Annotated in this window: 15 protein-coding genes and 1 tRNA gene; 8 read left to right on the forward strand and 8 right to left on the reverse strand. The window is 70.1% G+C overall.

Translation table 11 applies throughout. The features are described from left to right. The first annotated feature begins 32 nt into the window (after positions 1 to 32). The 3 genes from DJ75_RS17225 to DJ75_RS17235 all read left to right on the forward strand — a co-directional run bounded on the left by DJ75_RS17225 (position 33) and on the right by DJ75_RS17235 (position 3,670). Positions 33 to 107: transfer RNA gene (locus DJ75_RS17225), tRNA-Arg, on the forward strand. A gap of 523 nt (positions 108 to 630) precedes the next feature. Further along, positions 631 to 1,545, forward strand: coding sequence for a substrate-binding domain-containing protein (locus DJ75_RS17230; RefSeq protein ID WP_094525738.1), 915 nt, complete (start codon positions 631 to 633; stop codon positions 1,543 to 1,545). A gap of 154 nt (positions 1,546 to 1,699) precedes the next feature. Then, on the forward strand, positions 1,700 to 3,670 hold the full coding sequence (locus DJ75_RS17235; RefSeq protein ID WP_094525739.1) for a prolyl oligopeptidase family serine peptidase: 1,971 nt from the start codon (positions 1,700 to 1,702) through the stop codon (positions 3,668 to 3,670). 57 nt (positions 3,671 to 3,727) lie between these two features. Here the strand turns inward: DJ75_RS17235 and moaA are convergent, their stop codons facing one another. Together moaA and DJ75_RS17245 are read right to left on the reverse strand one after the other, a co-directional pair. Further along, on the reverse strand, positions 3,728 to 4,732 hold the full coding sequence (gene moaA / locus DJ75_RS17240) for a GTP 3',8-cyclase MoaA (protein ID WP_094525740.1): 1,005 nt from the start codon (positions 4,730 to 4,732) through the stop codon (positions 3,728 to 3,730). 123 nt (positions 4,733 to 4,855) lie between these two features. Further along, positions 4,856 to 5,623, reverse strand: a complete 768-nt coding sequence (locus DJ75_RS17245) for an MBL fold metallo-hydrolase (RefSeq protein WP_094525785.1) — start codon at positions 5,621 to 5,623, stop codon at positions 4,856 to 4,858. A gap of 301 nt (positions 5,624 to 5,924) precedes the next feature. Between DJ75_RS17245 and DJ75_RS17250 the strand changes: the two genes are divergently transcribed. Then, positions 5,925 to 7,328 (forward strand): NAD(P)/FAD-dependent oxidoreductase, encoded by a 1,404-nt coding sequence (locus tag DJ75_RS17250; protein ID WP_094525741.1) that lies wholly within the window; start codon positions 5,925 to 5,927, stop codon positions 7,326 to 7,328. 56 nt (positions 7,329 to 7,384) lie between these two features. On the opposite strand, the gene DJ75_RS17255 is transcribed toward DJ75_RS17250, so the two are convergent. Beyond that, positions 7,385 to 7,810, reverse strand: a complete 426-nt coding sequence (locus DJ75_RS17255; protein WP_094525742.1) for a universal stress protein — start codon at positions 7,808 to 7,810, stop codon at positions 7,385 to 7,387. A gap of 833 nt (positions 7,811 to 8,643) precedes the next feature. On the opposite strand from DJ75_RS17255, the gene DJ75_RS17260 reads away from it, so the two are divergent. Then, positions 8,644 to 10,092: a cytochrome ubiquinol oxidase subunit I gene (locus DJ75_RS17260; protein ID WP_094525743.1), complete on the forward strand. Its 1,449-nt coding sequence runs from the start codon at positions 8,644 to 8,646 to the stop codon at positions 10,090 to 10,092. Beyond that, the gene (locus DJ75_RS17265; RefSeq protein ID WP_094525744.1) at positions 10,085 to 11,086 is read left to right on the forward strand and encodes a cytochrome d ubiquinol oxidase subunit II; all 1,002 of its coding nucleotides are present in this window, start codon (positions 10,085 to 10,087) and stop codon (positions 11,084 to 11,086) included. The genes DJ75_RS17260 and DJ75_RS17265 overlap by 8 nt, the downstream gene beginning before the upstream one ends. A gap of 51 nt (positions 11,087 to 11,137) precedes the next feature. Here the strand turns inward: DJ75_RS17265 and DJ75_RS17270 are convergent, their stop codons facing one another. After that, entirely contained in the window at positions 11,138 to 12,379 is a 1,242-nt protein-coding gene (locus DJ75_RS17270) for a right-handed parallel beta-helix repeat-containing protein (RefSeq protein ID WP_094525745.1), read from the reverse strand. A 274-nt stretch (positions 12,380 to 12,653) separates the two neighbouring features. On the opposite strand from DJ75_RS17270, the gene DJ75_RS17275 reads away from it, so the two are divergent. Then, entirely contained in the window at positions 12,654 to 14,030 is a 1,377-nt protein-coding gene (locus DJ75_RS17275) for a CapA family protein (protein WP_094525746.1), read from the forward strand. Between the two features lie 36 nt (positions 14,031 to 14,066). On the opposite strand, the gene DJ75_RS17280 is transcribed toward DJ75_RS17275, so the two are convergent. The 3 genes from DJ75_RS17280 to DJ75_RS17290 all read right to left on the reverse strand — a co-directional run bounded on the left by DJ75_RS17280 (position 14,067) and on the right by DJ75_RS17290 (position 19,434). Next, entirely contained in the window at positions 14,067 to 15,581 is a 1,515-nt protein-coding gene (locus DJ75_RS17280) for an oligosaccharide flippase family protein (RefSeq protein ID WP_094525747.1), read from the reverse strand. A 248-nt stretch (positions 15,582 to 15,829) separates the two neighbouring features. After that, complete coding sequence (locus DJ75_RS17285) at positions 15,830 to 17,677, reverse strand: carbamoyltransferase C-terminal domain-containing protein (RefSeq protein ID WP_094525748.1); 1,848 nt, start codon at positions 17,675 to 17,677, stop codon at positions 15,830 to 15,832. Positions 17,678 to 17,859: 182 nt separating this feature from the next. After that, complete coding sequence (locus tag DJ75_RS17290) at positions 17,860 to 19,434, reverse strand: succinylglutamate desuccinylase/aspartoacylase family protein (protein ID WP_176451478.1); 1,575 nt, start codon at positions 19,432 to 19,434, stop codon at positions 17,860 to 17,862. Between the two features lie 329 nt (positions 19,435 to 19,763). On the opposite strand from DJ75_RS17290, the gene DJ75_RS17300 reads away from it, so the two are divergent. Next, the gene (locus DJ75_RS17300; RefSeq protein ID WP_094525751.1) at positions 19,764 to 21,680 is read left to right on the forward strand and encodes a hypothetical protein; all 1,917 of its coding nucleotides are present in this window, start codon (positions 19,764 to 19,766) and stop codon (positions 21,678 to 21,680) included. 81 nt (positions 21,681 to 21,761) lie between these two features. On the opposite strand, the gene DJ75_RS17305 is transcribed toward DJ75_RS17300, so the two are convergent. Continuing rightward, positions 21,762 to 22,751 (reverse strand): DUF1616 domain-containing protein, encoded by a 990-nt coding sequence (locus tag DJ75_RS17305; RefSeq protein ID WP_094525752.1) that lies wholly within the window; start codon positions 22,749 to 22,751, stop codon positions 21,762 to 21,764. Between the last annotated feature and the right edge of the window lie 41 nt (positions 22,752 to 22,792).

The following is a 22,792-nucleotide window of genomic DNA, read 5'->3' on the forward strand; positions in this document are numbered from 1 at the left end:
TTTTTTATATCGGGCGGTAGAGGAAGATGTGAGGGCACATAGCTCAGCTCGGATAGAGCGTCGGACTTCTAATCCGACGGTCGTGGGTTCGAATCCCACTGTGCCCGTACAGCGAGAAGCAGAGCGACGAGCGAACCGGCACGCAGGGGATTCGAACCCTGGGAGTCGCGCGCAGCGAGCGATGCGAGGTGCGAACGGAGTGAGCACCTCGGTAAGCGAGCGGCGGAGCCGCGAGCAGCGAGCGAGCACGTCTGATTCTGGTTCGAATCCCACTGTGCCCCCTCGCTCCCGTCGATCGCTCGCGGGAGTCCCACTGTGCCCGTACAGCGTGGAGCGGAACCGCTGCTCCTCGGTTCTGCGAAACTGCCAGCCGTTACTCCCCACGAGAGACACGCTGAGGGCCTCCAAAACGGCGTTTCCGATCAAGCGTGTCGCTGCGCGCGACCGCGGTCCCGTTCGAGTCGCGCTCACGCGTACTCCGCCGGAAGGCGGTCGGACCGGCGACGCAGACGCGTAGGACGTCGATATCGACGCTCGCACCGTCGCCGACCGCGCGCCGCTCCGCGGTCGTAACGTAACCGCTACCGGTATCTAAAAACAGTTTTGTGGCCGGTGACGTTTACTCCGACAATGGACCGGCGGCGCTACGTGGAACTGGTCGGTGTCGGCGGCGCCCTCTCGCTCTCGGGTTGTCTCGGCGGGACGCCGGCGTCGGCCTCCGAAACGGCCGATTGCGGAACGAACGGGGAGACGCTGACGGTCGCGACGGCGACGACGACCCGGGACAGCGGGCTCCTCACGGAACTGGTCCCCGGGTTCGAGGAGTCGTTCGGCGTGACGGTGGACGCGATCGCCCGCGGCACCGGCGGGGCGCTCCGGACCGCCCGCAACGGCGACTGCGACGTGGTTCTCGTCCACGCTCGGCCGCTGGAGGACGAGTTCGTCCGCGCGGGACACGGGATCAACCGGCGCGCGGTCATGGTGAACGACTTCCTGCTGGTCGGTCCCCCGGACGACCCCGCCGGCGTCGCCGGCGCCGGCCCGGCCGAAGCTGTCGCGGCGATCGCCGGGAGCGAGGCGTCGTTCCTGTCGCGGGGCGACCGCTCGGGGACGCACCTCCGAGAGCGCCGCCTGTGGCGGGAGGCGGGGATCGACCCCGCCGGCTCCTGGTACCGCGAGTCCGGCCAGGGGATGGGGAACACGCTGGTGATGGCCGCGCAGTCCGGCTCGTACACCCTCACGGACCGCGGGACGTTCCTCAACGTCGACGCGGGCGGGCTGGCGGCTCACGTCGCGCGCGGCGTCGAGGACCCGCCGCCGCTGCTCCGGAACGAGTACGCCGCCATCCCGGTCAATCCGGCCCGGCACGACGCGGCGTATCCGCTGGCGATGGCCTTCCTCGGCTACGTCACCGGGCCCGGGCAGACCCGGATAGACGAATTCCGCGTGGGTGGCGAGCGGGCGTTCAGACCGCTCGCCCGGTCGCGGGAGCCGCGGTTCGACCAGTACGTGCCGAGCGACTGGTCGAACATGGAAGCGGACTGACTCCCTCGTCTGTCTCCTCCCTCGTCTCTCGGCTCTCTCGTCTGTCTCCTCCCTCGTCTCTCGGCTCTCTCGTCCCTCGACTGGCCGCGGCGCGGCCCCGGCCGACGGTTCCGCGAGCCACACGCCCAAGTACCCGCTCGCCCGAGACTCACGCGTGTACCGACGAGACCTCAGAGACGCCGACCACGACGGCCTCCTCGCCGACATGGCCGTCGCGGACCGCGTCGTGCAGGCCGCTGTCGGCCCGGACGGCCGGATCGCCTACGCGAAGAACCGCGAACTGACCACCGACCTCTGGCTGGCGACCGACGGCGGCGACGTCCGACTCACCAGCGAGGGCGTCTCCGCCATGCGCTATGGCCGGACCGACGCGCGGTGGCTCGACTGGAGCCCCGACGGCGACCGGATCGCCTTCGTCACCGCGGACGCCGAACTGGCGACCGTCGACGCCGACACCGGCGCGGTCGACGTGCTCACGGACCTGTCGGGCGGCATTTCAGGCCTCGCGTGGGGCGAGCCCGGCATCGCCGTCGTCACGGACGGCTTCTCGCGGGCGAGCCTCGCGGTCGTCTCGCCGGACGGCGACCGCGTCGAGGCGATCGCGAACGACGAGTACCTCTACGCCGACCCCCACTGGCAGGGCGACACCGTCGTCGCGACCCGATCGCGACACGCCGACCTGTTCGACTACGAGGCCGCGCTCGTCCGCGTCCCCCTCTCCCCCGCCGGCGAGAGTGAGGGCGACGAGGAGGGGGTCACGGAGCTGTTCGCCGAGCCGGGCGTCCGGGCGGCCTGCCCGCGCCCGCGCCCCGGCGACGACGGGGCGGTCGCGTTCGTCCACGACGGGAGCGGGTACGACGCGGTGTACGGAATCGACGGCGTCGCCGGAGGCGACCACGGCGGCGGTGACGCCGAGGGCGGCTCGCCGATCCCGATCTACGGCGTCTCGGAGACGGAAGTCGCGGCGCCCGAGTGGAACGACGCGGGCGACCGGCTCGCCGCGACCGCCACGAGCGGCGGTCGAACCCACGTGCACGCGGTCGACGTCGACGGACCGCTCGCGGACGCCGGCCTCGGAACCGAGGTCGATCCCGCGGACGCCGAGGACGCGATCGCGCTCGCGACGGGCGACGCGATCCACGGCGCGCCTCGGTGGGACGGCGACCGGGTGATCTCGGTTCGAGAGACGCCGACCGACCCCCCGGCCGTCGTCGACGCGGCGACCGGGAAGCGGCTCACGCCGGCGGCGACGGCGGGGTTCGGGGCGCGGCTCCCCGAGCCGGAGGCGTTCACATACGACTCGGCCGGGACCGAGGTCCACGCGGTGGTCCACCCGCCGGAGTCGGGCGCCGAGAGCGGGTCAGACGCCGAGAGCGGGTCAGACGCCGAGCCTGACACGGTCCCGCTCCTCGTGAAGCCGCACGGCGGCCCCACCGCCTTCGACGGCTTCGGGTTCGACCACCGCGCGGCCTACTTCGCGGCGCTCGGCTACGCGGTCGTCCGCCCGAACTACCGCGGCTCCGACGGCTTCGGCCGGGCGTTCCGGATGGCGAACGACGGCGACTGGGGCGGCGGCGACCTCGACGACGTCGTCCGGGCCGCGGACGCGACGGCGACGCGGTACGACGCCGTCGACGGCGACCGCGTCGGGATCTTCGGCGGCTCCGGCGGCGGGCTGATGACCGTGAACGCGCTGGGTAACAGCGACCGGTTCCGCGCCGGCGCCGCCTTCTACGGCGTGTACGACTACGAGACGTTCGTCGACGACACCGACGACGTGGGCTGGCAGCTCCTCAAGCGGGAGCTCGGCGACTTCGTCTCCGACCTCGACGCCTACCGCGACGCGAGCCCGATCCGGACCGTGCCCGACATCGACGACCCGCTCATGGTGCTCCACGGCGAGGAAGACGCCCGCGTCCCGATCAGCCAGTCGGAGCAGCTGGTCGAGGAACTGGAGCGGCACGACGTCCGCCACGAGCTCCGCCGGTACGAGGGCGAACCGCACGGCTTCGGAGAGCGAGCGCACGTCCTCGACGCGTACACGCGGGTCGCGGACCTGTTCGCGAAGTACTTGCGAGAACTCCCGGACGACGGGAGCAGTCGGCCGTACGAGCCGCCGGAGTAGCTCGCGGCGCGGCTCCGCTACCGCTCGCGACGCGGTCCCTCAGTCTGCGACGCGGCCTCAGTCCGCGATGCTCGGCGTCCCGAGGTACTCCTCGTTGATCTCGTACTCGCCCTCCTCGTTCTCGACCAAGTACTCGCCGTAGTAGGGGACGCGGTTGGCGACGACGGCTTCGAACGTCTCCGCGATCTCCTCGCGCGTCATCTCGCCCATCGACCGGAGGTCGTCGTTGCGGTTGAGACACCCCTTCAGATACCCCTCGTGGGTGACGCGGACGCGGCCGCAGTTGGCGCAGAACTCCTCGTTCTCCACGGGGTCGACGATCTCGACCATCCCGCCGCCCTCGCCGTCCGCGTCCTCGCCGACGAAGTAGCGCTTGCGGTCGTGCATCTCGCGGTGCTCGATCCGGTCCGCCTCCTCGGCGAGCCAGTCGTGGACGCGCCCGATGTCGATGTTCCACTCCGGCTTCCCGGTGAGCTCCGGCATGTACTCGATGAGCTGGAGCTGGAGCCCCTCGTTGTCGGCGACGTGGTCGACCATCTCCTCGACGTAGCCCGCGGTGTGCGTGAACACGACCATGTTCAGCTTCACGGGGTCGAGCCCCGCGTCGACGGCGGCCTTGACGCCCTCCAGCACCCGCTCGTAGGCGCCGGACTTCGTCACCTCCGCGAAGTCGTCGGGGTCGAGCGCGTCCTGCGAGACGTTCACGCGGCTGAGCCCGGCCGCCTTCAGGTCCTCGGCGCGGCCCGGCAGGAAGGTGCCGTTCGTCGTCATCGACACCTCCATCGAGTCGGGCGTGCGCTCGACGATCTCCTCGAGGTCCTGGCGGAGCATCGGCTCGCCGCCGGTGAACTTCACGGAGTCGACGCCGTACCCCTCCGCGACCTCCAGGAAGCGGACCACGTCGTCGGTGCTCATCTCGTCGTCGCTCGGCTCCATCGGCCCCCGCGTATCGCCCAACCCCTCGTTGTGACAGTAGACGCAGTCGAAGTTACACCGGTCGGTGAGCGAGACCCGGACCCCCGTCACCTCCCGTCCGAAGTCGTCCGCGAGCGGCTCGGTCATGTCCGAACCGTGCGGCTATGATCGCTTAAATATCAGGGTCGTTCACGGGTTCAGGTAATCACCAACGGTTACGTTTTCGGCGGAACCGCCGACGATCGGGACCGGATCCGGGCCGAGGGCCGATCAGAGTTCGACGCGCAGCCCGTCGCTCGCGACGTCGACCTCGCCGTCGAACCCCGCCTCGCGGACGCTCCGAGCCATCTCGCGCTCTCGACCGCCCGTGTGCGGGTAGAGGTGCGACAGGAGCAGGGTGTCGACGTCGACGCCCGCGAGCGACGCGCCCAGCTCCGCGGGGTTCGGGTGGTTCGACACGTCGGTGCCGTCGGGGAACGAGCAGTCGTGGACGAGGAGGTCGCTCCCGTCGGCGAACGCCGCCATCCCCGCGAACGCCTCCGTGTCGCCGGAGAGCGCGAGCGGGCCGGCGGCGGGATCCGTGTCGGAACTCGGCGGCGAGAACCGATAGGCCAGCCCGTCCATCGAGTGGCGCGTCTCGCGGGCGGCGACGTCGAACCCGGCCGCCGCGAACGGGCGCGCCGCCGACACCTCCTGGACCGCGAGGTCGACCCGTCCGTCGAGGTAGTCGTGGACGTCGAGGAGTCCGTCGACGAGCGACTTCGTCCCTGTCGGGCCGACCACTTCGAGGTGTTCGGCGCCCGCCAGCCACCGGGCCTTCAGCAGGGGGAGGAGGGCGGAGACGTGGTCGAGGTGGTGATGCGTGAGGAGGACGGTCGAGACCCCCTCGTAGCCGGTCTCGGTGCCTGCGAGCCGCTGGAGGACGCCGCTGCCGCAGTCGACGAGGAGGGAGCGGTCGCCGTCGTCGAGGAGGTAGCCCGCCTGCGCGCGGTCGGGGACCGGCATCGCGCTGCCGGAGCCGAGGACGGTGAGCTCCATCACCCGAGCGCCCCCGCTCCGTCGGCCCCGCGTTCGTGCGGCGGTCGCCCCCCGGTTCCGGAGCCGCGCGGCGATTCGCTCCCGGTTTCGGAGCCGCGCGCCGGTCGCCTCCCGGTTCGGTGTCGGCGTCTCTCGCGGCACATCGTGGCTAACCGACGGTGACAGGCACGGTTAACTGTGTTGCGACGTCGGTCTCCGACCGACTCCGGGTCGGCTCGGCACCGACCGGACGGCGACCGCGTCTGTCGATCGGCCACCATTCCGCGGAACCGTTATGTGGGCCGACCGAAAGGGTCGGGGTATGCCAACGCACGTTGCGGTCGTCGGCGCGTACGGGAGCGCCGGTGTCGCCGCCGCCGAGCGGCTCGCGGACGCCCCGGACGTCGAGCTGACGCTGATCGACGACGGCGACCCCGGCGGGGGGCTCTGTATCCTCCGCGGCTGTATGCCCTCGAAGGAGGTGCTGTCGGCGGCCGAACACCGGTTCGCGGCGCGACACGACGACCGCCTCTCCGGCCCGCTCCCGGACGTCGATCTCGAAGCGGTCGTGGCGCGGAAGAACGAGCACACGTCGAGCTTCGCCGCTCACCGCCGCGCCGCCGTCGAGGAGCTCGCGGAGCGGGACGAGGTCGCGTTCCATCGCGAGGCCGCGCGGTTCGTCGGCGACCGCCGCCTCGCAGTCGGCGACCGGACCATCGATCCCGACTACGTCGTGATCGCGACCGGCTCGACGGTGAACCTCCCGTCGCTGCCCGGGATCGACGACGTCGAGGTGACGACGAGCGCGGACGTGCTCGACGCGGCGGCCTTCGGCGACTCCGGCGTCGTCATGGGGTTCGGCTACGTCGGCATGGAGCTGGTGCCATACCTCAGCGAGGCGGCGGGGATGGACCTCACGGTGATCGAGCACGACGCCCGCCCGCTCGACGAGGCCGACGCACCATTCGGCGACGCGCTGCTCGACTACTACCGGGACGCGTTCGACGTCGACGTGCTCACCCGCGCGAGGGAGCGGCGCGTCGAGCCGACCGACTCCGGCGGCGTCAGGCTCCGCGTCGATCGCGACGGCGAGGAGACCGCGGTCGAGGCCGACCAGCTGTTCGCGTTCACGGGTCGCCGCCCGGCGCTCGACCGGCTCGGTCTGGAGGAGACGCGCCTCGACCCGGGGCGGGGGTGGGTCGACGACGCGATGCGGGTCCGCGACGACGACCGCGTCTTCGTCGTCGGCGACGCCAACGGGAAAGAGCAGATCCTCCACGTCGCCAAGGAACAGGGGGCGACGGCGGCAGAGAACGTCCTGCGGCACCGCGACGGCGACCCGCTCGTCGACTACGAGAACGTCCACCACCACGTCGTGTTCTCCGGGCTCGGCGTGCTCCCGTTCGCCCGCGTCGGGCACTCGGCGGCGTCGGCCGAGGCGGCCGGCCTCGACCACCGCGTCGTCACCCGCGAGGCGGCGGACGACGGCGTGTTCAAGACGAAGAACGTCCCGGAGGGCCTCGCCCGGCTCGTCGTCGGCGCCGACGGGGCGGTCCTCGGGTACCAGGGGCTGCACTACCACGCCGACGCGATGGCGAAGACGATGCAGGTGATAATCGAGACCGGGACGGACGTCCGAGACGTGCCCGACCGCGCGTACCACCCCACCACGCCGGAGATCCTCGACGGCCTCCTCCGGGAGGCGGCGGCGACGCTCGCGGAGTAGCGGCCGCCAGGCTCCCCGGTCCCGCGCCGTCGGCCGCCGCCGGACTCCCGCGCCGCCTACTTGATCAGGAACACCGGGACGCTCGCGTCGTCGGCGACGCGGTCGGAGACGCTGCCGAGCGACCGGATCCGCTCGCGCGGCGACTTCCCCTCCGGGCTCATCACGATCACGTCGATCCCGTTCTCGTCGGCGTAGGAGACGATCTCCGTGTCGGGCGTTCCCCGGAGGACGCTCGTCTCGACGGCGAGTCCATCTCCCTCGGCGCGCTCGGCGACCGCGGCGACCGCGTCCTCGCCCTGCGCTTCCAGGTCCTCGACGATCTCGTCGTGGAGGTCGCCGGAGTTCGCGGTCGCGATCCGCCGGTCGACGACGTACAACGCGTGGACCGTCGCGTCGTGGTCGCTCGCCAGCCGCAGGGCGTGATCGAGCGCGCGGTCGACCGCCTCGCTGCCGTCGGTCGGCACCAGGATATCGTCGTACATACGCGACGGTTCGACGGGCGCCACAATAACGATGGGGTTTCGGATCCGGAGCGGCGGTCATATCGACCGGGCCTCGACGGTGGCCGCGGTCCGGAGCCGCGCGTCACCGATAGCGGGGCCACCGAAATAATTAAGCAGACTGTTAATTTATCAGTTAGATATTATATAATACATATAGCGCTGTTCCGACCGCCCCGCTTCGCGTCGGAGTCGGCGCCCGTGACGGCGACGTGCAACGCGGGGTCACGGAACCCAGTCGCCGGGGCGGACCGCGGCTTCCACCCGACGTTTCCCGCGGAGTTCGGAACGGACCGTTTCGGCAGTCACTCGAGTAATTGACGCATAACGCGCGATTGGACCGATACATCGCCGACTTCGAATCGACGGCGGCGTCCGACCGATCCAGCGGCCCGTCGATGCGATTCTGGCTTCTACCGGCCGCGACACGCTCTCGACGCGTTCGGTCCGCGGGCTGCCGGTCGGCGCTCCGGAGCCGACCGCGAACGGGTGACCGACTGGCCGATCGACGAAATATAAAAAGTAATGATAGTATATAAGTCTGATACGATGTCGTGTAGCGGCGATTCCCGACCCCGACAGCGCGCACGGACCCTCTCGCTCAGCGACGTCTCGTTCGACCCGGTCGCTATCTCCGGCGAGGCGGCCGGTTCCGGGTCCGCGTACACGGAGCCGTACCGCTTCGTTCCTCGCGCCCACTCGGAACGGTGCCGGTCCAGAGCTACGGCCTGACACGGATAAGTTGTTGGAGTACGGTACTCCGAACGGGGAGCCGGGTCAATCTTCTTTACGCCTTCGAGCCAAAGACGGGCCGCATGCTGCCGAGCACGTTATTCAGTGGCATCGATCCGGGGTGGGTGGCGCTCCTCTCCCCGGAGCTCGCGAGCCGCGCACAGTTCGGCTGGACCATCTCCGTTCACATCATTTTCGCGTCTCTCTCGATCGGTCTCGCGCCGTTTATGATCTATTTCACTTGGAAGGACGTGCGGACGGACGACGAGCGGTTCGCGCGACTGCGCTCGTTCTGGGTGAAGGTGTTCGCCGTCGGCTTCGTTATGGGGACGGTCACCGGGATCCCGATGAGCTTTCAGTTCGGGACGAACTTCCCGCAGTTCTCGGCGGTGGCCGGAGAGCTCATCGGCGGTCCGCTGGCCTTCGAGGCGAAGATGGCCTTCTTCCTCGAGGCCGTGTTCCTCGGCGTGCTGCTGTACGGCCGCGAGCGCGTCCGGGACGGGACGTACGTCCTCTCGTCGGTGCTCGTCGGCGTCGGCGCGTGGCTGTCGGGGTTCTGGATCCTGATCGTCAACGCGTGGATGCAGACGCCGAGGGGATACGAAATGGTCTCCCGGAACGGGATGGAGGTCGCCAGGCTCACGGACCCGAGCGCCGCGTTCCTCACCCCGCGCATGCCTTGGATGTACGTTCACATGATCAACGCGTCGCTGATCGCGGTCGCGCTACTGGTCGCGGGCGTCTCGGCGTACATCGTCTGGAAGACCCGCGAGTCGGCGGCGTGGAACACCGCGCTGAAGCTCGCCGTGGTGATCCTGCTCGTCACTGCGCCGGTGCAGGCCGTCCACGGCGACGCCTACGCCCGTCACGTCGAGGACACGCAGCCGCAGAAGTTCGCGGCCATGGAGGCCCACTACGAGACGGACGAGGCCGACTTGCACCTGCTGGCGTTCCCGAGCGAGGTCGACGCGCTCACCGACCCCCGCGCCGAGAACCTCGTCACGGTGAGCCTGCCCAGAGTCGGCTCGTTCCTCGCCAGCGGGGGCGACTTCGACGCCGAGGTGACCGGGTTGAACGAGTACGAGGAGAACCCGCCCGTCGCGCTCGTGTTCTGGTCGTTCCGCGCGATGGTCGGACTCGGCTTCCTGTTCATCGCGCTGGCGCTGTGGGGCGGCTACCTCACGTACGGCGGGCGGCTCTTCGACAGCGACCGCTACCTGAAGGCGATGGTCGCGGCGTCGCCGCTCGGATACGCCGCCCTGCTCACGGGCTGGTACGTCACCGAGATCGGCCGCCAGCCGTGGGTCATTCAGGGCGAACTCAGAACCGGTGAGGCGGTCTCCTCGACGCTGACCGGGGCGGAGGCGACCCTCACGCTGGCCGCGTTCGTCGTCGTCTACGTCGGGCTGGTGACGACGGCGCTGTACGTCCTGAAGTGGCTGATCCAAGACGAACTCCGAGCGCTCGGCGTGAACGAGCCGAGCGGCGACCGCTGGCGCGGTCCGCTCCCGGAGGTGAGCGACGATGACTGAGTCGCTGCTGCCGGTCGACGCCTATCTCGTCGCGTCGCTGCCGGAGATCTGGTTCGCCGCCGTCATGTTCGCGCTGGGGATGTACGTCGTCCTCGACGGGTTCGACTTCGGCATCGGGATGCTGTACGCGACGCGGACGACCGAACACGAGCGAGAGACGTTCCTGGCGGCGTTCGGTCCGGTCTGGGACGCCAACGAGGTGTGGCTGATCGCCTTCGCGACGATGCTGCTGGCGGCGTTCCCGCGCGTGTACTCCGCGCTGTTGGCCGACCACAATCTGCTCGCGATCGGGCTCGTCTTCGCGCTGCTGTTCCGGGGACTCGGTCCGGAGCTACGCGAACAGCGCGACGACGAGCGGTGGGAGCGGTACTGCGACTACGCGTTCGTCGGCGGCAGCGCCACCGCACCGCTGCTGTTCGGGATGCTCGCGGGTCGTTGGGCGTTCGACGTCGCGACGCTGTCGCTTCCGGCACTGCTCACCGGCGTCGACCTCGTCGCGGTCTCGATCGTCACGGGAGCGGCGTTCCTCGCGGCGAAAAGCGACCCGGACGTGGCGTCGGAACTGCGGGGGTACGGAACCGCCGCGACGCTGGCGTACCTCGGCGGGACGGTCGCGCTGCTGGCTTCCGTCGTCGCGACCGACGCGGGCGGCGCCGCCGAGGCGATCCGCTCGCCGCTCGCGGTGGCGGTCGTCGCCCTTTCGATCGCCGCGGGGCTGGCCGGGACCGTTCTGGCCAGACGCGGCGCGTACCGCGCCTGGCTGGCGAGCGCGCTGACGCTTCCCGCGCTGTTGAGCGTGCTGCTCGCGCTCCTGCTGTACCCGACGCTCTACCCGTCGACCGGGCTGAGCGTCAGGGGAGCGGTCGTCTCGCCGCTGGCGCTGAACCTCGTGACCGTCCTCGGGTTCCCCGTGTTGCTACTGGTGTTATGGTACTTCAAATTCCTCTACGGCGTGTTCAGCGGCCCCGTCGACGCCGAGGGGTACGGGAGCTGACCCGTCAATCGTCGACCGCGGGATCCCGCTCGCTTCGGCGCGCGGAACGCCTCAGAGCGAGACCGTCTCAGACACCTTCCACCCGCCGTTCCGCCAGATAGCGTGGCCCTCGACGCCGTCGCCGCCGACGTGGTACCCCCGGTCGTACTCGCAGGCGCCGTCGACGGCGGTGAGGTCCGTCGGCAGGATGACGCCGTGAGACCGCGCTCGGGCGTTGCCGTTTCGCGTCGGGTCGCGGGCGAAGAGCTCGGTCTCCTCGAGATGGTGCGAGGCGGCGTACACGTCGGCGTCGACGCACCCGAACGTCGCGACGAAGCCGTCGCCGTAGCGCCGCGCGACGCAGTCCCGGACCGTCAGCTTCTCCGAGTCGTGGACGTTGACGGCGCGCTGGACGCGGTCGTGACCGTGCTCGGCCCCGCGGGGGTTGATCCCGTGGAAGTACGTGTTCTCGACCGTGAGGCCGTCGGCCCGCTTGGCGTACACCTCGACGGGGAAGTCGTTGCCGCGGGCGTTCCCCTCGACGTACGCGCCGGAGACGAGGGTCGCGTTCCCGCCCCGCGTCTCGACGCCGTAATCGTAGTTGAGCTGGCTCGTGCCGCCGACCATCTTACAGGCGGCGCCGCGGAACCGGACCCCCGCCCCGCGGTTCGCGGTGAACCGGCACCCCCAGAGGGTCGTCCCGTGCGGCGCCGCCGAGCGGTCGGTCCTGATCCCGTCGCCGCCGCAGTTCCACGCTTGCACGTTGTACCAGTTCGTGCCGAAGGTGCCGGAGTCCGGGTGACCGTCGACGAGGACGGCGTGGTCGGCGGTCCGATAGAAGGTGAGGTTCTCGAACGAGGCGAACGGCGCGGCGCGGAGCCGCAGACCGATCCCGCCGCCGACGACCTTGAGGTCCTTGACGAGCGGGTTGTTCTGGTAGTCGCCGCTTCCGGCACCGACGACCTCCAACACCGTCTTGTCCGTCTCGCCGGCGTCGATGACCGACGCCGAGGGGTGCCCCCCACACAGGGTGACCTGTTTCTCGCGGCAGTCGAGTTCGATCGGGAATGACTCGCCCGCCTCGGCGGCGTCGTACGAGGAGTGAACGTAGACGGTGTCGCCGTCGTCGGCGTCCGCCCACGCCTCCGCGACCGTCCCGTAGCCGTCCGCGCCGACGAGACGCCGGCCGCCGATGTCGTAGTCGCCCGACGGGTCCGTCGCGCCCTTCGTCTGAGACGGACCCGTGCCGCCCCCGTCCGTGGCGGCGGCGCATCCCGCCGATCCGACGAGTCCGATCCCGCCGGCGACTTTCATCAACGAGCGCCGCGACAGACGGCCTGCCGCGGAGTCCTGCGAAGTGGCGTGTGGTTCTGACACGAGCGGATCGAGCTCTCCCCAACATATCAATACTTTATAACTTCCGAGTAAGCGACCGTCTTACCCGGGGGTCGGTGGGTCCGCCCCGGTCCGTCGCCACCGCGCTCGCTCCATCGGCGTCAGCCGGCGACGACGTACGCCCCGGACACCGACGCGGCTGTCGGCTTTGTCACCGGATAATAACGTCCCTGCTCCCCCCACTGACCGACTGATGACCGCTCAGGAACACGCGGGCGCCCGCGTTCGGCTCGCCGACGCCGAGCCCTCGGACGGGGACCGCTGGTCCCTCTTCGTCGGCGGCGACACCATCGTCGAGGAGAGTTTCGCGGACCGCCCCGTCGGCCCCTCGCTCCGGCGTCGGATGCGGGACGCCGATCTGACCGTGCTCAACCTGGAGGGGGCGATCGAGGGGGCCGGCGATCCGCTGACGAAGTCGGGCGCGATCAAGCGCACCGACCGCCGGACGCCCGCGGTGCTGGCGGCGGCCGGCGTCGACGCGGTATCGCTCGCGAACAACCACGCCGCGGACCTCGGTCGAGACGGGGTGCTCGAAACGGCGTCGGCGCTTCGCGACGCCGGCGTCGCGGTCTGCGGCGCGGGCACCGACGCCGAGGACGCGCTGTCGCCCCACCGGGAACGCGTCGCGAACGGGTCGGTCGACGTGGCGCTGTTCGGCGTCTGCGAGCGGGAGTTCGGCGTCGCCGACGCGGACGACCCCGGCGCGGCGTGGGTCGGTCACCCGGACGCCCGGCGGCGCGTGGCGGCGACGGCGGACGCGGCCGACGCGACGCTGCTCGTCTCCCACGGCGGGACCGAGTACGTCCCGTTCCCGCCGGTGGAGCGGCGACGACGGCTCCGCCGCTTCGTCGACGACGGCGTCGACGCCGTCGTCGGCCACCATCCCCACGTCCCTCAGGGATGGGAGGAGGCGGACGGGACGCCGGTGTTCTACAGCCTCGGGAACTTCCTGTTCGAACAGCGGCGGCGGCCGAGCACCCGCGAGGGGCTCGCGGTCGAACTCGCGTTCGCGGGCGACACGCCGGTGTCGGCCGACCTCGTGCCGGTCGAGTTCGCCGACGGCCGGGTTCGGGAGATACCGGAGGGCGAGCGCAGGGACGCGCTGCTCGGTCGCGTCCACCGCCTCGGGCGACTCACCGCCGAGGACCTGGAGGCGCACTGGCAGGAGGTCGCCGATCGAGTGTTCCTCCAGCGGTACGCGGGTTGGCTCCGCGAGATCGGGGGCGGAGACCCGGTGAAGGGGCTGTGCAATCCCGGCGATCACCTGCGGAAAGGAGGGCTGTGGGAGGCGGGCGGCCGGGAGTCCGAACTGCTCGTCCTGCTCAACCTGATCCGGAACGAGTCGCACCGCGCCGTCGTCGAGACCGCCCTGGAGCTCCGGACCGGGATCGCGACCGATCGCCGCACTCCGGACGCGATCGAACGGACGCGGGAGCTCCTCGAGGAGACGGAGGACAGGCCGGTCGTCGATCCCCCGTCGAAGTCGCGGCTCAGGGCGGAAGCGCTGGTGAGCCGTCTCGTCGGAGACCTGCCGGGGATCTCCCGTCGTTCGGCCGGCGACGGGGCCTGAGCCGACCGGAACTGAGCCGACGCGGAGTCGGGGTGGTCAGTCCACGACCCGCTCGACGAGCGAGGTGGCCCGGGCACCGACGGGGTCCGGAAGCCCGGCGACGCCGCGTTTCACCTCGTCGAGCGTGACCAGCCGCGTCGCGATCGCGACCGCGACGTAGACGACGAACCCGGTCGGCGGCACGAGCGCGAGCGTCGGGAGGGTCCCCGCTATCGCGTTCGCGAGCGGGTGGATGACCGCCCCGGTCGCGCCGGCCGCGACGGCCACGCGCCCGAGCCGGAGATCCGACAGCGGTCGGTAGCCGAGTCGGCGGGCGCCGGCCACGTGGAACAGCGGGAGCGACCCGTAGCCGACCGACGTGGCGATCGCGGCCCCCTCGATACCGTAGGTCGGGATCAGGAGCGCGTTGAGCGCGACGTTGATCAGCGCCGACAGCCCCGTCGCGGCGATCATCACGCGGAGGTCGCCCTTCGCGTGGCTGACGGCGAGGATCGGGCGAGCGATCGCGAAGCCGATCGTTCCGGGCAACAACAGGAGCAGCGGCGGGACGGACGCGACGTACGCGGGACCGGCGTACAGCGGGACGACGTCCCGCGCGAGAACCGCTAACCCGACGGCGAGGAGCATCGTGAGCACCAGCGTGTACCTCGTGATCGCGCTCGACAGCCGAGTCACCCGTTCGGTCTTCCCCTCCGCCCACAGGTTCGACGTCGACTGGATGATCACCGACTGGAGCGCCCGCGGGACGAACCAGAGGAACTCGGCGATCACGAGGGCGATCTTGTAGTAGCCGACCTGTGCGCTCGCGGTGAACCGCTCCAACATCAACACGTCGACGTGGTACAGCGACGTGAGGAGGAAGATGTACACCACCGAGAGGTGGTTGAAACTGAGGAGCCTCGACCGCGGGAACGACGCCGGCGTCGGCGTGAACACGCTCGCGAGCGAGAGCCGTTTCGAGATGAAGTACAGCGACAGCGCGATCTCGATGACGCGGGCGACGAGGTGCCCGAGCAGCACCCCGAGCACGCCGTAGTCGAAGTAGACGAAAGCGACCGCGAACACGCCGAACGACACCTTGTGCACGACGCCGATCGGCTCGGAGACGTGCTCCAGTTTGAGCCCCATCAACACCCGGCGCGCGTACTCGCCGAACTGCGAGGCGAACACGAGGAGACCGAGCACGGAGGCGTAGCCCGCGAACTCCTCGCCGAGGGCGGCGTCGACGAGCCCGAGCTGCGCCGCGCCCACCAGCAGCGCCGATCCGAGGAACGCGAACAGGGCCGCGAATCGGAAGTAGAACCCGAACACGTGGTCTTTCCACCCGTCGGCGTCGCGCTCCTCGGAGAGGAACTTCCGCGTCCCGCTGTTGACTCCGGAGCTGACGAGTATCATCAGCAGCCCGAACATCGCCATCAACGTCGCGTACTGCCCGTATGCGTCCTCTCCGAGGAGCCTGACGAGCAGGGGCGTGATGAACACCGCCGCCGCGACGATGACGAACTTGCCACCGACGACCGAGAGAAACGCGGAGGCGAACGTTCGCTTCACGGGGCGCTCTCGCCTCGACTCGTTTCCCCGTCGGCGAGACCGAACCGGCCCAGCGGGCGTCGACGTCGCCCCGCCCGGCTCCCCGCGAACTCGCGCGTGGCGACCGGAATCGCGTCGCGCGGTCGGCTCGGCTCCGCGGCGGCTCCCGGCCTCGTCGCGCCGTTCGCGGGGGAACGACGCCGTCGTCGTCGTGTCGTGCTCACGGCTGGTCGTGTGCTATCCGCCGTCGGGTCTTTCTTACCCGGCTGCTAAGGTGCCCGGTCCGCGATCGCGGATCGGATCGCCGCCCGCCCGTCTGCCGACGCGTCTCCCTCCCGTCGATCGACCGTCGTCCGGTCGGTCGCTCCGTCGTCCGAACGCCGCCCGCTTCCCAACGTCGACTCGAACTTCGCGACGACGAGGTCCTCGATGACGAGGAGGTCCAGTCCCGTGCCGAAGAAGTCCTTGATCGCTTCGATCGGTTCGGTCACGATCGGCTCGCCGTGATCGTTGAACGAGGTGTTGAGCAGCACCGGCGTCCCCGTCAGCTCCTCGAACTCGCGCAGCAAGCGGTGGTATCGGGGGTTCGCGTCCGCGCTCACCGTCTGGGGGCGCGTCGTCCCGTCCGCGGGGTGGAGCGCCGCCGGTATCTCGTCTCGCTTCTCCGGCTCGACGTCGAAGCTCCTGATCATGAACGGCGCCGCGGTCGCGTCCACGAGGTAGTCGTCGGCCGCCTCCTCGACCATCGAGGGGGCGAACGGCCGCCACTCCTCGCGGTGTTTCACGGAGCGGTTCACCCTGTCCCGCGACGCCTCGCTCCGCGGGCTGGCGAGGATGCTCCGGTTTCCGAGCGCCCGCGGGCCGAACTCGAGCCGGCCCTGGAACCACCCCACGATAGCCCCAGACGCGAGCGCCTCGGCGACGGTCCGCTCTAAGTCGTCGGGTCTGGCGTACGCGAGCTTGTTGGTCTCGATCCGTTCCTCGACGGCGTCGACGTCGTACTCGGGCCCCCAGTACGCCGTCTCCATCGGCTCGACGTCGGTCGGATCCCGGTCGATCCAGCCGGCGCCGAGCGCCAGGCCCGCGTCGTTCGAGGCCGGTTGAACGAACACGTCGTCCACCGACGGGAGCTCCATGACCCGCTTGTTCAGCTTGCAGTTGAGCGCGACGCCGCCCGACAGCCCGACCCGGCCGGTGCCGATCCGGCGACAGTACGCGTCGACGAGGTCAGCGACCGTCTCCTCGAGCAGCGCCTGTGCGGTGTGGGCGAGGTCTTTCTCCCACTGATCGAAGTCGGTGGGCTCCGCCTTCGCGGACCGTCCGAACAGCTCCTCGAGCCGCTCGACCCCGTAGTCGGTCCCCCACCGCCCCGTGAGCCCGGTCACGTCGTAGTCGACGCCGGTGTCGATCACGCTCCGGAGCGCCGACTCGATCGCGGGGTTCTCGTTCCCGTACGGCGCGAGCCCCATCACCTTCCCCTCACCGTTGAACATCCGGTAGCCGAGGAACTCGGTGACGACGGCGTAAAACAGGCCCAGGCTGTTCGGGTGGTCGTACGTCCGTACCCGTTCGAGCCCGTCCGGCGTCCCGTGCCAGACGACGGTCGAGTCGTACTCGCCCTTCGCGTCGATGGTGAACACCGCCGCCTCGTCGAACGTCGAGGGGTGGAACGCGCTCGCGGCGTGACACGCGTGATGGGACCGGAGCGACACGGGCGGGACGGGCGTTCCGATCTCCGCGAGGCGGTCGGTGACCTCCGCCTTCGGGAAGTACCGCGCGACCAGTTCCTTTCGGACCGCGTTCGAGAGGTTGTTCAGCTTCTGTATCGCGCCCCCGATCCGGATCGAGTCCCGGAGGTGGTAGCCGAGGATGTTCGATCGGAGCGTCGGGTCGTACGGCAGGACGACCTCGTCGACGTCCGATAGGTCGAGACCGCGGAACTCCAGACACGCCTCGATGGACCGCGAGGGGAAGGTGGCCGTCGCGTGCTTCCGTCTCGTCAGCCGTTCCTCTTCGATCGCGAAGCGGAGCTGACCGTCCTCGAAGAGCGCGGCGCTCGGATCGTGTCGACCGTAGAGGCCGACAGCGGGCTTGAACGAAAGGGTGTACTGCGGCATGTCACGCCCGTCGTCCGCGACACGGTAATTTACCGTGGGGATAAACCCGCGATCTCGGCACCGCCCACCATCGCCGGAGGGCGTCGCGTCGCCGATGGAACGCGCGACCCCGATCGCCCGCGATCAGCGGCCGGCAACGTCGGGGTCGCTCGTCCCCGAGTTGCCGTTTCCCCGACGACCGGCTATCGGAGATCGACCGCCTCGCCGTCCGCGTAGACGGTCGCGCTCCCGTCGACCGAGACGGACTCGACGACTCCCGTGAAAGCGTAAGAGTCGGGCTCGTTGGTGGTGCGGCCGGTGACGGTGCCGTCGTCGGCGATCGCGTCGTAGCCGTTGCGCGTCGCGCCGTGCGCGGTCGACTTCTCGACATCGCCGTCGACGGTGAACTCGTAGTGGGCCGTCGCGCCGCCGCCGTCGATCGTGATGGTGGACACCCCGAGGAACGCCGGTTCGATCCGGTCGCCGTTCAGCGAGACGGCGACGTCGCCGTCGGCCTCGAAATCGAGAACGGGCCCGGAGAGGCGGTAGGAGTCGGGTTCGTTAGTCGTGCGGCCGGTGACGGTGCCGTCGTCGGCGATCGCGTCGTAGCCGTTGCGCGTCGCGCCGTGCGCGGTCGACTTCTCGACGTCGCCGTCGACGGCGAACTCGTAGTGGGCCGTCGCGCCGCCGCCGTCGATCGTGAGCACGTCGGCGCCGACCGACTCCGCCTCGACCGCGTCCCCGTCGACGGTCACGTCCACCGGCGCGTCGGCGTCGAAGTCGACGACGCTCCCGGTGAACCGGAAGGAGTCGGACTGGTTCGTCGTCCGGCCCGTGACGACGCCGCCGTCGATCCCGTCGTAGGCGTTGATCTCGGCTCCGCCGGCTGCGGACGACGTCACGGCGCCGTCGACGGCGAACTCGTAGCGGGCGGTCTCGCCTCGGCCGGTGACCGTGATCGTCCGCTCGGGTCGCGTGATCAGGCCGTAGTTCCGCAGGTGGCGCCACACGGCGGCCGACGTCCACGCGACCTGCCGCGCCATCGATAACCCGTTGTACACCGTTTCGAAGATGATCGACGGCGTGTCTCGGTCGGCGCCGACCTTGTGTTTGAGCATGTCCGCCGTCCCGTCGACGCTGGACGAGCCGGTGAACGCGTACGTCGGCATCGACGCCGGAACGTACTCGTCGTTGAGGAACGCGCGGACGTCCGCGGCCTGGTCCCTGGCGTCGCCGGCCCGCGTGGGAAACACCGCCTGTCCGACGCCCTCGTCCTCGCTGTGGATCCCCCGAGAGCTGTGGAGGTCCCAGACGAAGTCCGGGTCGTGTTCGACGACCACGTCGTCCCAGATCGCCTGCGCCAACCTGCTTTTCGGCCGTTCGCCCGCCGGGAAATGCCGGTTCAGGTCCCAGGTGCCCCACGGCCGGTGGCCGGCCTCGATGGCCGGGACGTTCGCTCGGGGGAGGACGACCAGCGTCCCGGCGTCGATCCGCCAGTCTTTGATCCGCTCCGCCGCCCGGTAGCCGCACGCCTCGTTCCCGTGGAGACCGCCGACGACGAGGACCGTCGGCCCAGAGGCCGCGCCCTCCGTCACGTAGACGTCCGTCTCCTCCTCGGTTCCCGTCCTGATCGAATAGCTCGTTCGATCGGACGCCGCGGCCGCGCCGCCCGCCGCCCCGAGCCCGCAGGCCGCGGCCGCGGCGGCACCGATTCCCCTGAGGACCGTCCGCCGCGTGCTGTGCAGTTCCGCCGTCCGCTCACTGATTGCCGAGTTCATCTGTCTCTGGATGGATCCATCCGAACGACACATATATACTATTTCTAACATTTAGGGAAGCTGGTCCCTCACCTCGCGGTAAGCGATCGGCGCGCCGCGGCGGCCGGAAGCGAGCGGTGCTCGAAACCGTCCGTCGAGCGGGGCCGGCATTAGACGGCCGATAATTAACCCCCTCGCGGCCGTCGGTACCGTATCGTGGTTCCGCGTTACCGCCGCGTCCGACCGGGCCGCCTCGAAGGAGTCGGCCTCGTCGGCCAATTCGGTGGCATCGGCGCGCTTCGACGACACGCCTGCCGATCGCTCGGCCGAGACGGTGGTGACGAGCCGGGATGAGACAGGACGTCCCGATCGCCCTCCTCGGCCTCGTCGCCGGCGTGGCGATGCTGGCGGTCAACCTCGTCGTCTCCCACCCGCTGGCGAAGACGATCCCGCTGACGGTCATCGCCGCGTGTTCCGTCTACCTCCTCGCCCGGTGGCGGCCCGACGCCGACCGACCGACTGCAGCGCTGTTCGGCTATCCGCAGGTCGGCCTCGCCGTCGTCCTCTTCGGCGTCGCGCTGCTCGTCGCGCTGTCGGCGCTGACCGGCGGTCGCTCGGTTCCCTTCTACGTGATCGCCAGCCTCCTCGGTACCGTCGTCCTCCTGCAGCTCTACTTCACGCCCGAGGAGTTTCTCCACCCGCCCGCGCTGCTGGCCGAGGTGGTCCTCCTCGTCGCCGCGCTTCGGTTCCCGGCGCTGTACGCGGTCCCCGGCTACACCGGCATCGACGTCTGGATTCACGTCCCGGACATGACCCGACGCCTCGTCGAGACGGGCAGCGTCGCCGGGATGGGCGACTCGAAATACCTCGGCGCGCCCCTGTATCACCTCCTTGTCGCCGTCACGTCGCTGTTCGCCGATGTCCCGCTCCGCGCGGCGCTGTACCTCTCCGTCGGGACGGCGCTGGTCGCCTCCTTCCCACTGGTGTTCGCCGCAACGCGGTACCTGACCACGGTCCGGTGGGCGCTGTTCGCGATGGCGCTCTACGGGCTGGCGGGGTACGTCACCCGCTGGAGCATCCACCTCATCCCGACGAGCATGTCGATCGCCATCTTCCTCGGGATCGTCTTCCTGTTCGTCAGGCGGTTGGAAGGAGTCGCCTCCCTGCGAGACGACGCCGCGCTCGTCTTCCTCTTCCTCGCGCTCGCGTTGACCCACCAGCTGTCGTCGGTCATCGTGTTGACCGTTCTCGGCGCCGCGCTGCTCGCCCACGTCGCGTACGTGTCACCGGTGTTCCCGCTCGCGAGAGCCTCCGGCGGTCGGGGCGTCACCGCCGGGACCGCGACGACGTTCGGCGTCGCGACGGCGACGCTATTGGGGTACGTCGTCTTCAACTCAGGGCTCCTGTCGTTCGTCTGGAGCCAGACCCCGTACTACGGGGAGACGCTACTCAACGGCGCCGTCACGAGGATGCGAGAGAACGTCGCGACGCTCTCGGCGGGCGGAGGGGCCCCCGAGCTCGGCGAGGACGTCGGGGGCCCGGACGCGCTCCCGTATCAGTCGCTGCTGACCTACCTCGACAGGCTGGGATTCCTCCTGCTGCTGTTCGGAACCACGGTCGGGACCGCCGTGACGACGCGGGCCGAACGACTCCGGGAGTCGACCGCGGTCCTAGTCGGGTGGGTGGCGGCGCTGCTCGCTGTCACGCTCGTCCCGCCGCTGTTAGGGATCAACTCGCTCCTGCCCGGTCGCTGGTACCCGTTCCTGTACGTCGGGATGGCGATGCTCACGGCCGTCGGGTTCGGGTACCTCCGCCGCGACTTGGCGGCGCCGGCGTTCGTCGCCGTCGCGGTCCTGTTCGCGCTCGTCTATCCGGGGGCGATGATCCTCTCGACCCAGGCGACGCCGGACGCGCCGGCGTTCGACGAGCACAACGTGAAGTACAGCTACACCGAGTCCGAGCTCGCCGCCGCGGAGACGCTTATCGAGCGCACGACGATGGACGGCGGCGGACCGATACACGCCGACCACCCGTACGTGCTGACGCTCAACCGCCTCGGCGACGTGCGGTTCGGCGTCGGAACCGTCGGCGAGAACGGGACGATCTCGGACGACAGGGCGATCTATCGGTCGTATCAGTCGTCGGACGCGCCCGTGTTCAACGTCGGCGGGGAGCAGCGCGTCCGACAGCTTCCCGAGGACGCCGTCTGCGGGCCGACCAGAGACAGGGTGTACACGAACGGCGACCTCCACTTCTGTCCGCGATAGCGGGCGTGCGGTCGCCGGCGGACCGCGGTCGCTTCCGTCGCCGATCGGTCGCGACCGTCGCGGTCGGCGGCGCGCGGTCGCCTACCCCTCGACGGTCACGTCGAGGTGGACCGTCCTGTACGCGCTGTCGGCGGACGGCTCGTTCGGCACCTCGCCGTCGTACAGCAGGACCCGGAGCCGCAGGTTCTCGCCCGTCATCGACGGCGTCGCCTCCGGTTCGATCCGCACCGTCTCGCCGTCCGGGACGGTCGCCTCGAAGCGCCCGATCTCGTCTTCCGCTTCGACGGTCGTCCCGTTCGAGGACAGCCGTTGAAGCGTGACCACCCCGGTGTACTCCGCGCGGTCCCCTTCGTGATTCGCGACCGCGACGGTGACGGGGACGGACTCGTCGCCGGCGTACTCCGTCTCGAACCCCTCGGCGACGAGTTCCCCGTCCTCGTTCTCACTGAGCAGGTACAGCTCCGTGAACGACTCGTTTCCGGGGTCGGCGACCGCGGTGAAGCCGACGCTCGCGACGAGCAGCAGTACGCCGGCGGCGACGAGCGCGTTCAACAGCAGTTCGGCGTCGTTCTGCGGGGCGAACGGCGAGGTGGAGCGCAGCGACGCGGACTGCTTGCGGAGGAAGCCGTCGACGGCGGCGAGGGATCCTCCGCCCTCGACCCGGAACTGCCGGTCCGCCGGCAGGCGGAGCCGAGCGACGGTGGCGGCCACGGCGAACACGCCGATCCAAGCGACGACGAGGCCGAGGACGGGTTCTCGGGATACGCCGAGGCCGGTGACGTCGGCCGCGAACGCGAGCAGGGGGACGACGCAGACGCTCAACAGCACGGAGAGGACCGCCCGTTCGAGACCGTCGAGCGCGCGCGCACGGTCCGCGTCGCGCTCCGTCGCCGCGCGGCCTGGGTACAGCGTCGCCGCGAGGACGTACCCCGGCAGGAACAGGACCATCGCGATACCGAAGAGGACTCGGAGCGGTCCGAACCCGACGTCGGTCGCGATAGCCCAGGCGGCGACGGCGCCGAGCAGCAGCACGAGCACGAGGTCGGCGAAAGAACGAAATCCGTTGCCCATCGTAAGCGTCCGTCTCTCGGCGCCGGCGACGTATCTATATC

The sequence above is a fragment of the Halorubrum sp. Eb13 genome, assembly GCF_002252895.1.
Classification (GTDB): domain Archaea; phylum Halobacteriota; class Halobacteria; order Halobacteriales; family Haloferacaceae; genus Halorubrum.

Bases quoted from the DNA above. Each gene is read 5' to 3' on its own strand.
- DJ75_RS17245 (WP_094525785.1), bottom strand. From the start codon at position 5,623: ATGGAGCTCACCGTCCTCGGCTCCGGCAGCGCGATGCCGGTCCCCGAC.
- DJ75_RS17275 (WP_094525746.1), top strand. From the start codon at position 12,654: ATGACCGCTCAGGAACACGCGGGCGCCCGCGTTCGGCTCGCCGACGCC.
- DJ75_RS17290 (WP_176451478.1), bottom strand. From the start codon at position 19,434: ATGAACTCGGCAATCAGTGAGCGGACGGCGGAACTGCACAGCACGCGG.
- DJ75_RS17300 (WP_094525751.1), top strand. From the start codon at position 19,764: ATGAGACAGGACGTCCCGATCGCCCTCCTCGGCCTCGTCGCCGGCGTG.
- DJ75_RS17230 (WP_094525738.1), top strand. From the start codon at position 631: ATGGACCGGCGGCGCTACGTGGAACTGGTCGGTGTCGGCGGCGCCCTC.
- DJ75_RS17270 (WP_094525745.1), bottom strand. From the start codon at position 12,379: ATGAAAGTCGCCGGCGGGATCGGACTCGTCGGATCGGCGGGATGCGCC.
- DJ75_RS17255 (WP_094525742.1), bottom strand. From the start codon at position 7,810: ATGTACGACGATATCCTGGTGCCGACCGACGGCAGCGAGGCGGTCGAC.
- DJ75_RS17305 (WP_094525752.1), bottom strand. From the start codon at position 22,751: ATGGGCAACGGATTTCGTTCTTTCGCCGACCTCGTGCTCGTGCTGCTG.
- DJ75_RS17250 (WP_094525741.1), top strand. From the start codon at position 5,925: ATGCCAACGCACGTTGCGGTCGTCGGCGCGTACGGGAGCGCCGGTGTC.
- DJ75_RS17285 (WP_094525748.1), bottom strand. From the start codon at position 17,677: ATGCCGCAGTACACCCTTTCGTTCAAGCCCGCTGTCGGCCTCTACGGT.
- DJ75_RS17265 (WP_094525744.1), top strand. From the start codon at position 10,085: ATGACTGAGTCGCTGCTGCCGGTCGACGCCTATCTCGTCGCGTCGCTG.
- moaA (WP_094525740.1), bottom strand. From the start codon at position 4,732: ATGACCGAGCCGCTCGCGGACGACTTCGGACGGGAGGTGACGGGGGTC.
- DJ75_RS17260 (WP_094525743.1), top strand. From the start codon at position 8,644: ATGCTGCCGAGCACGTTATTCAGTGGCATCGATCCGGGGTGGGTGGCG.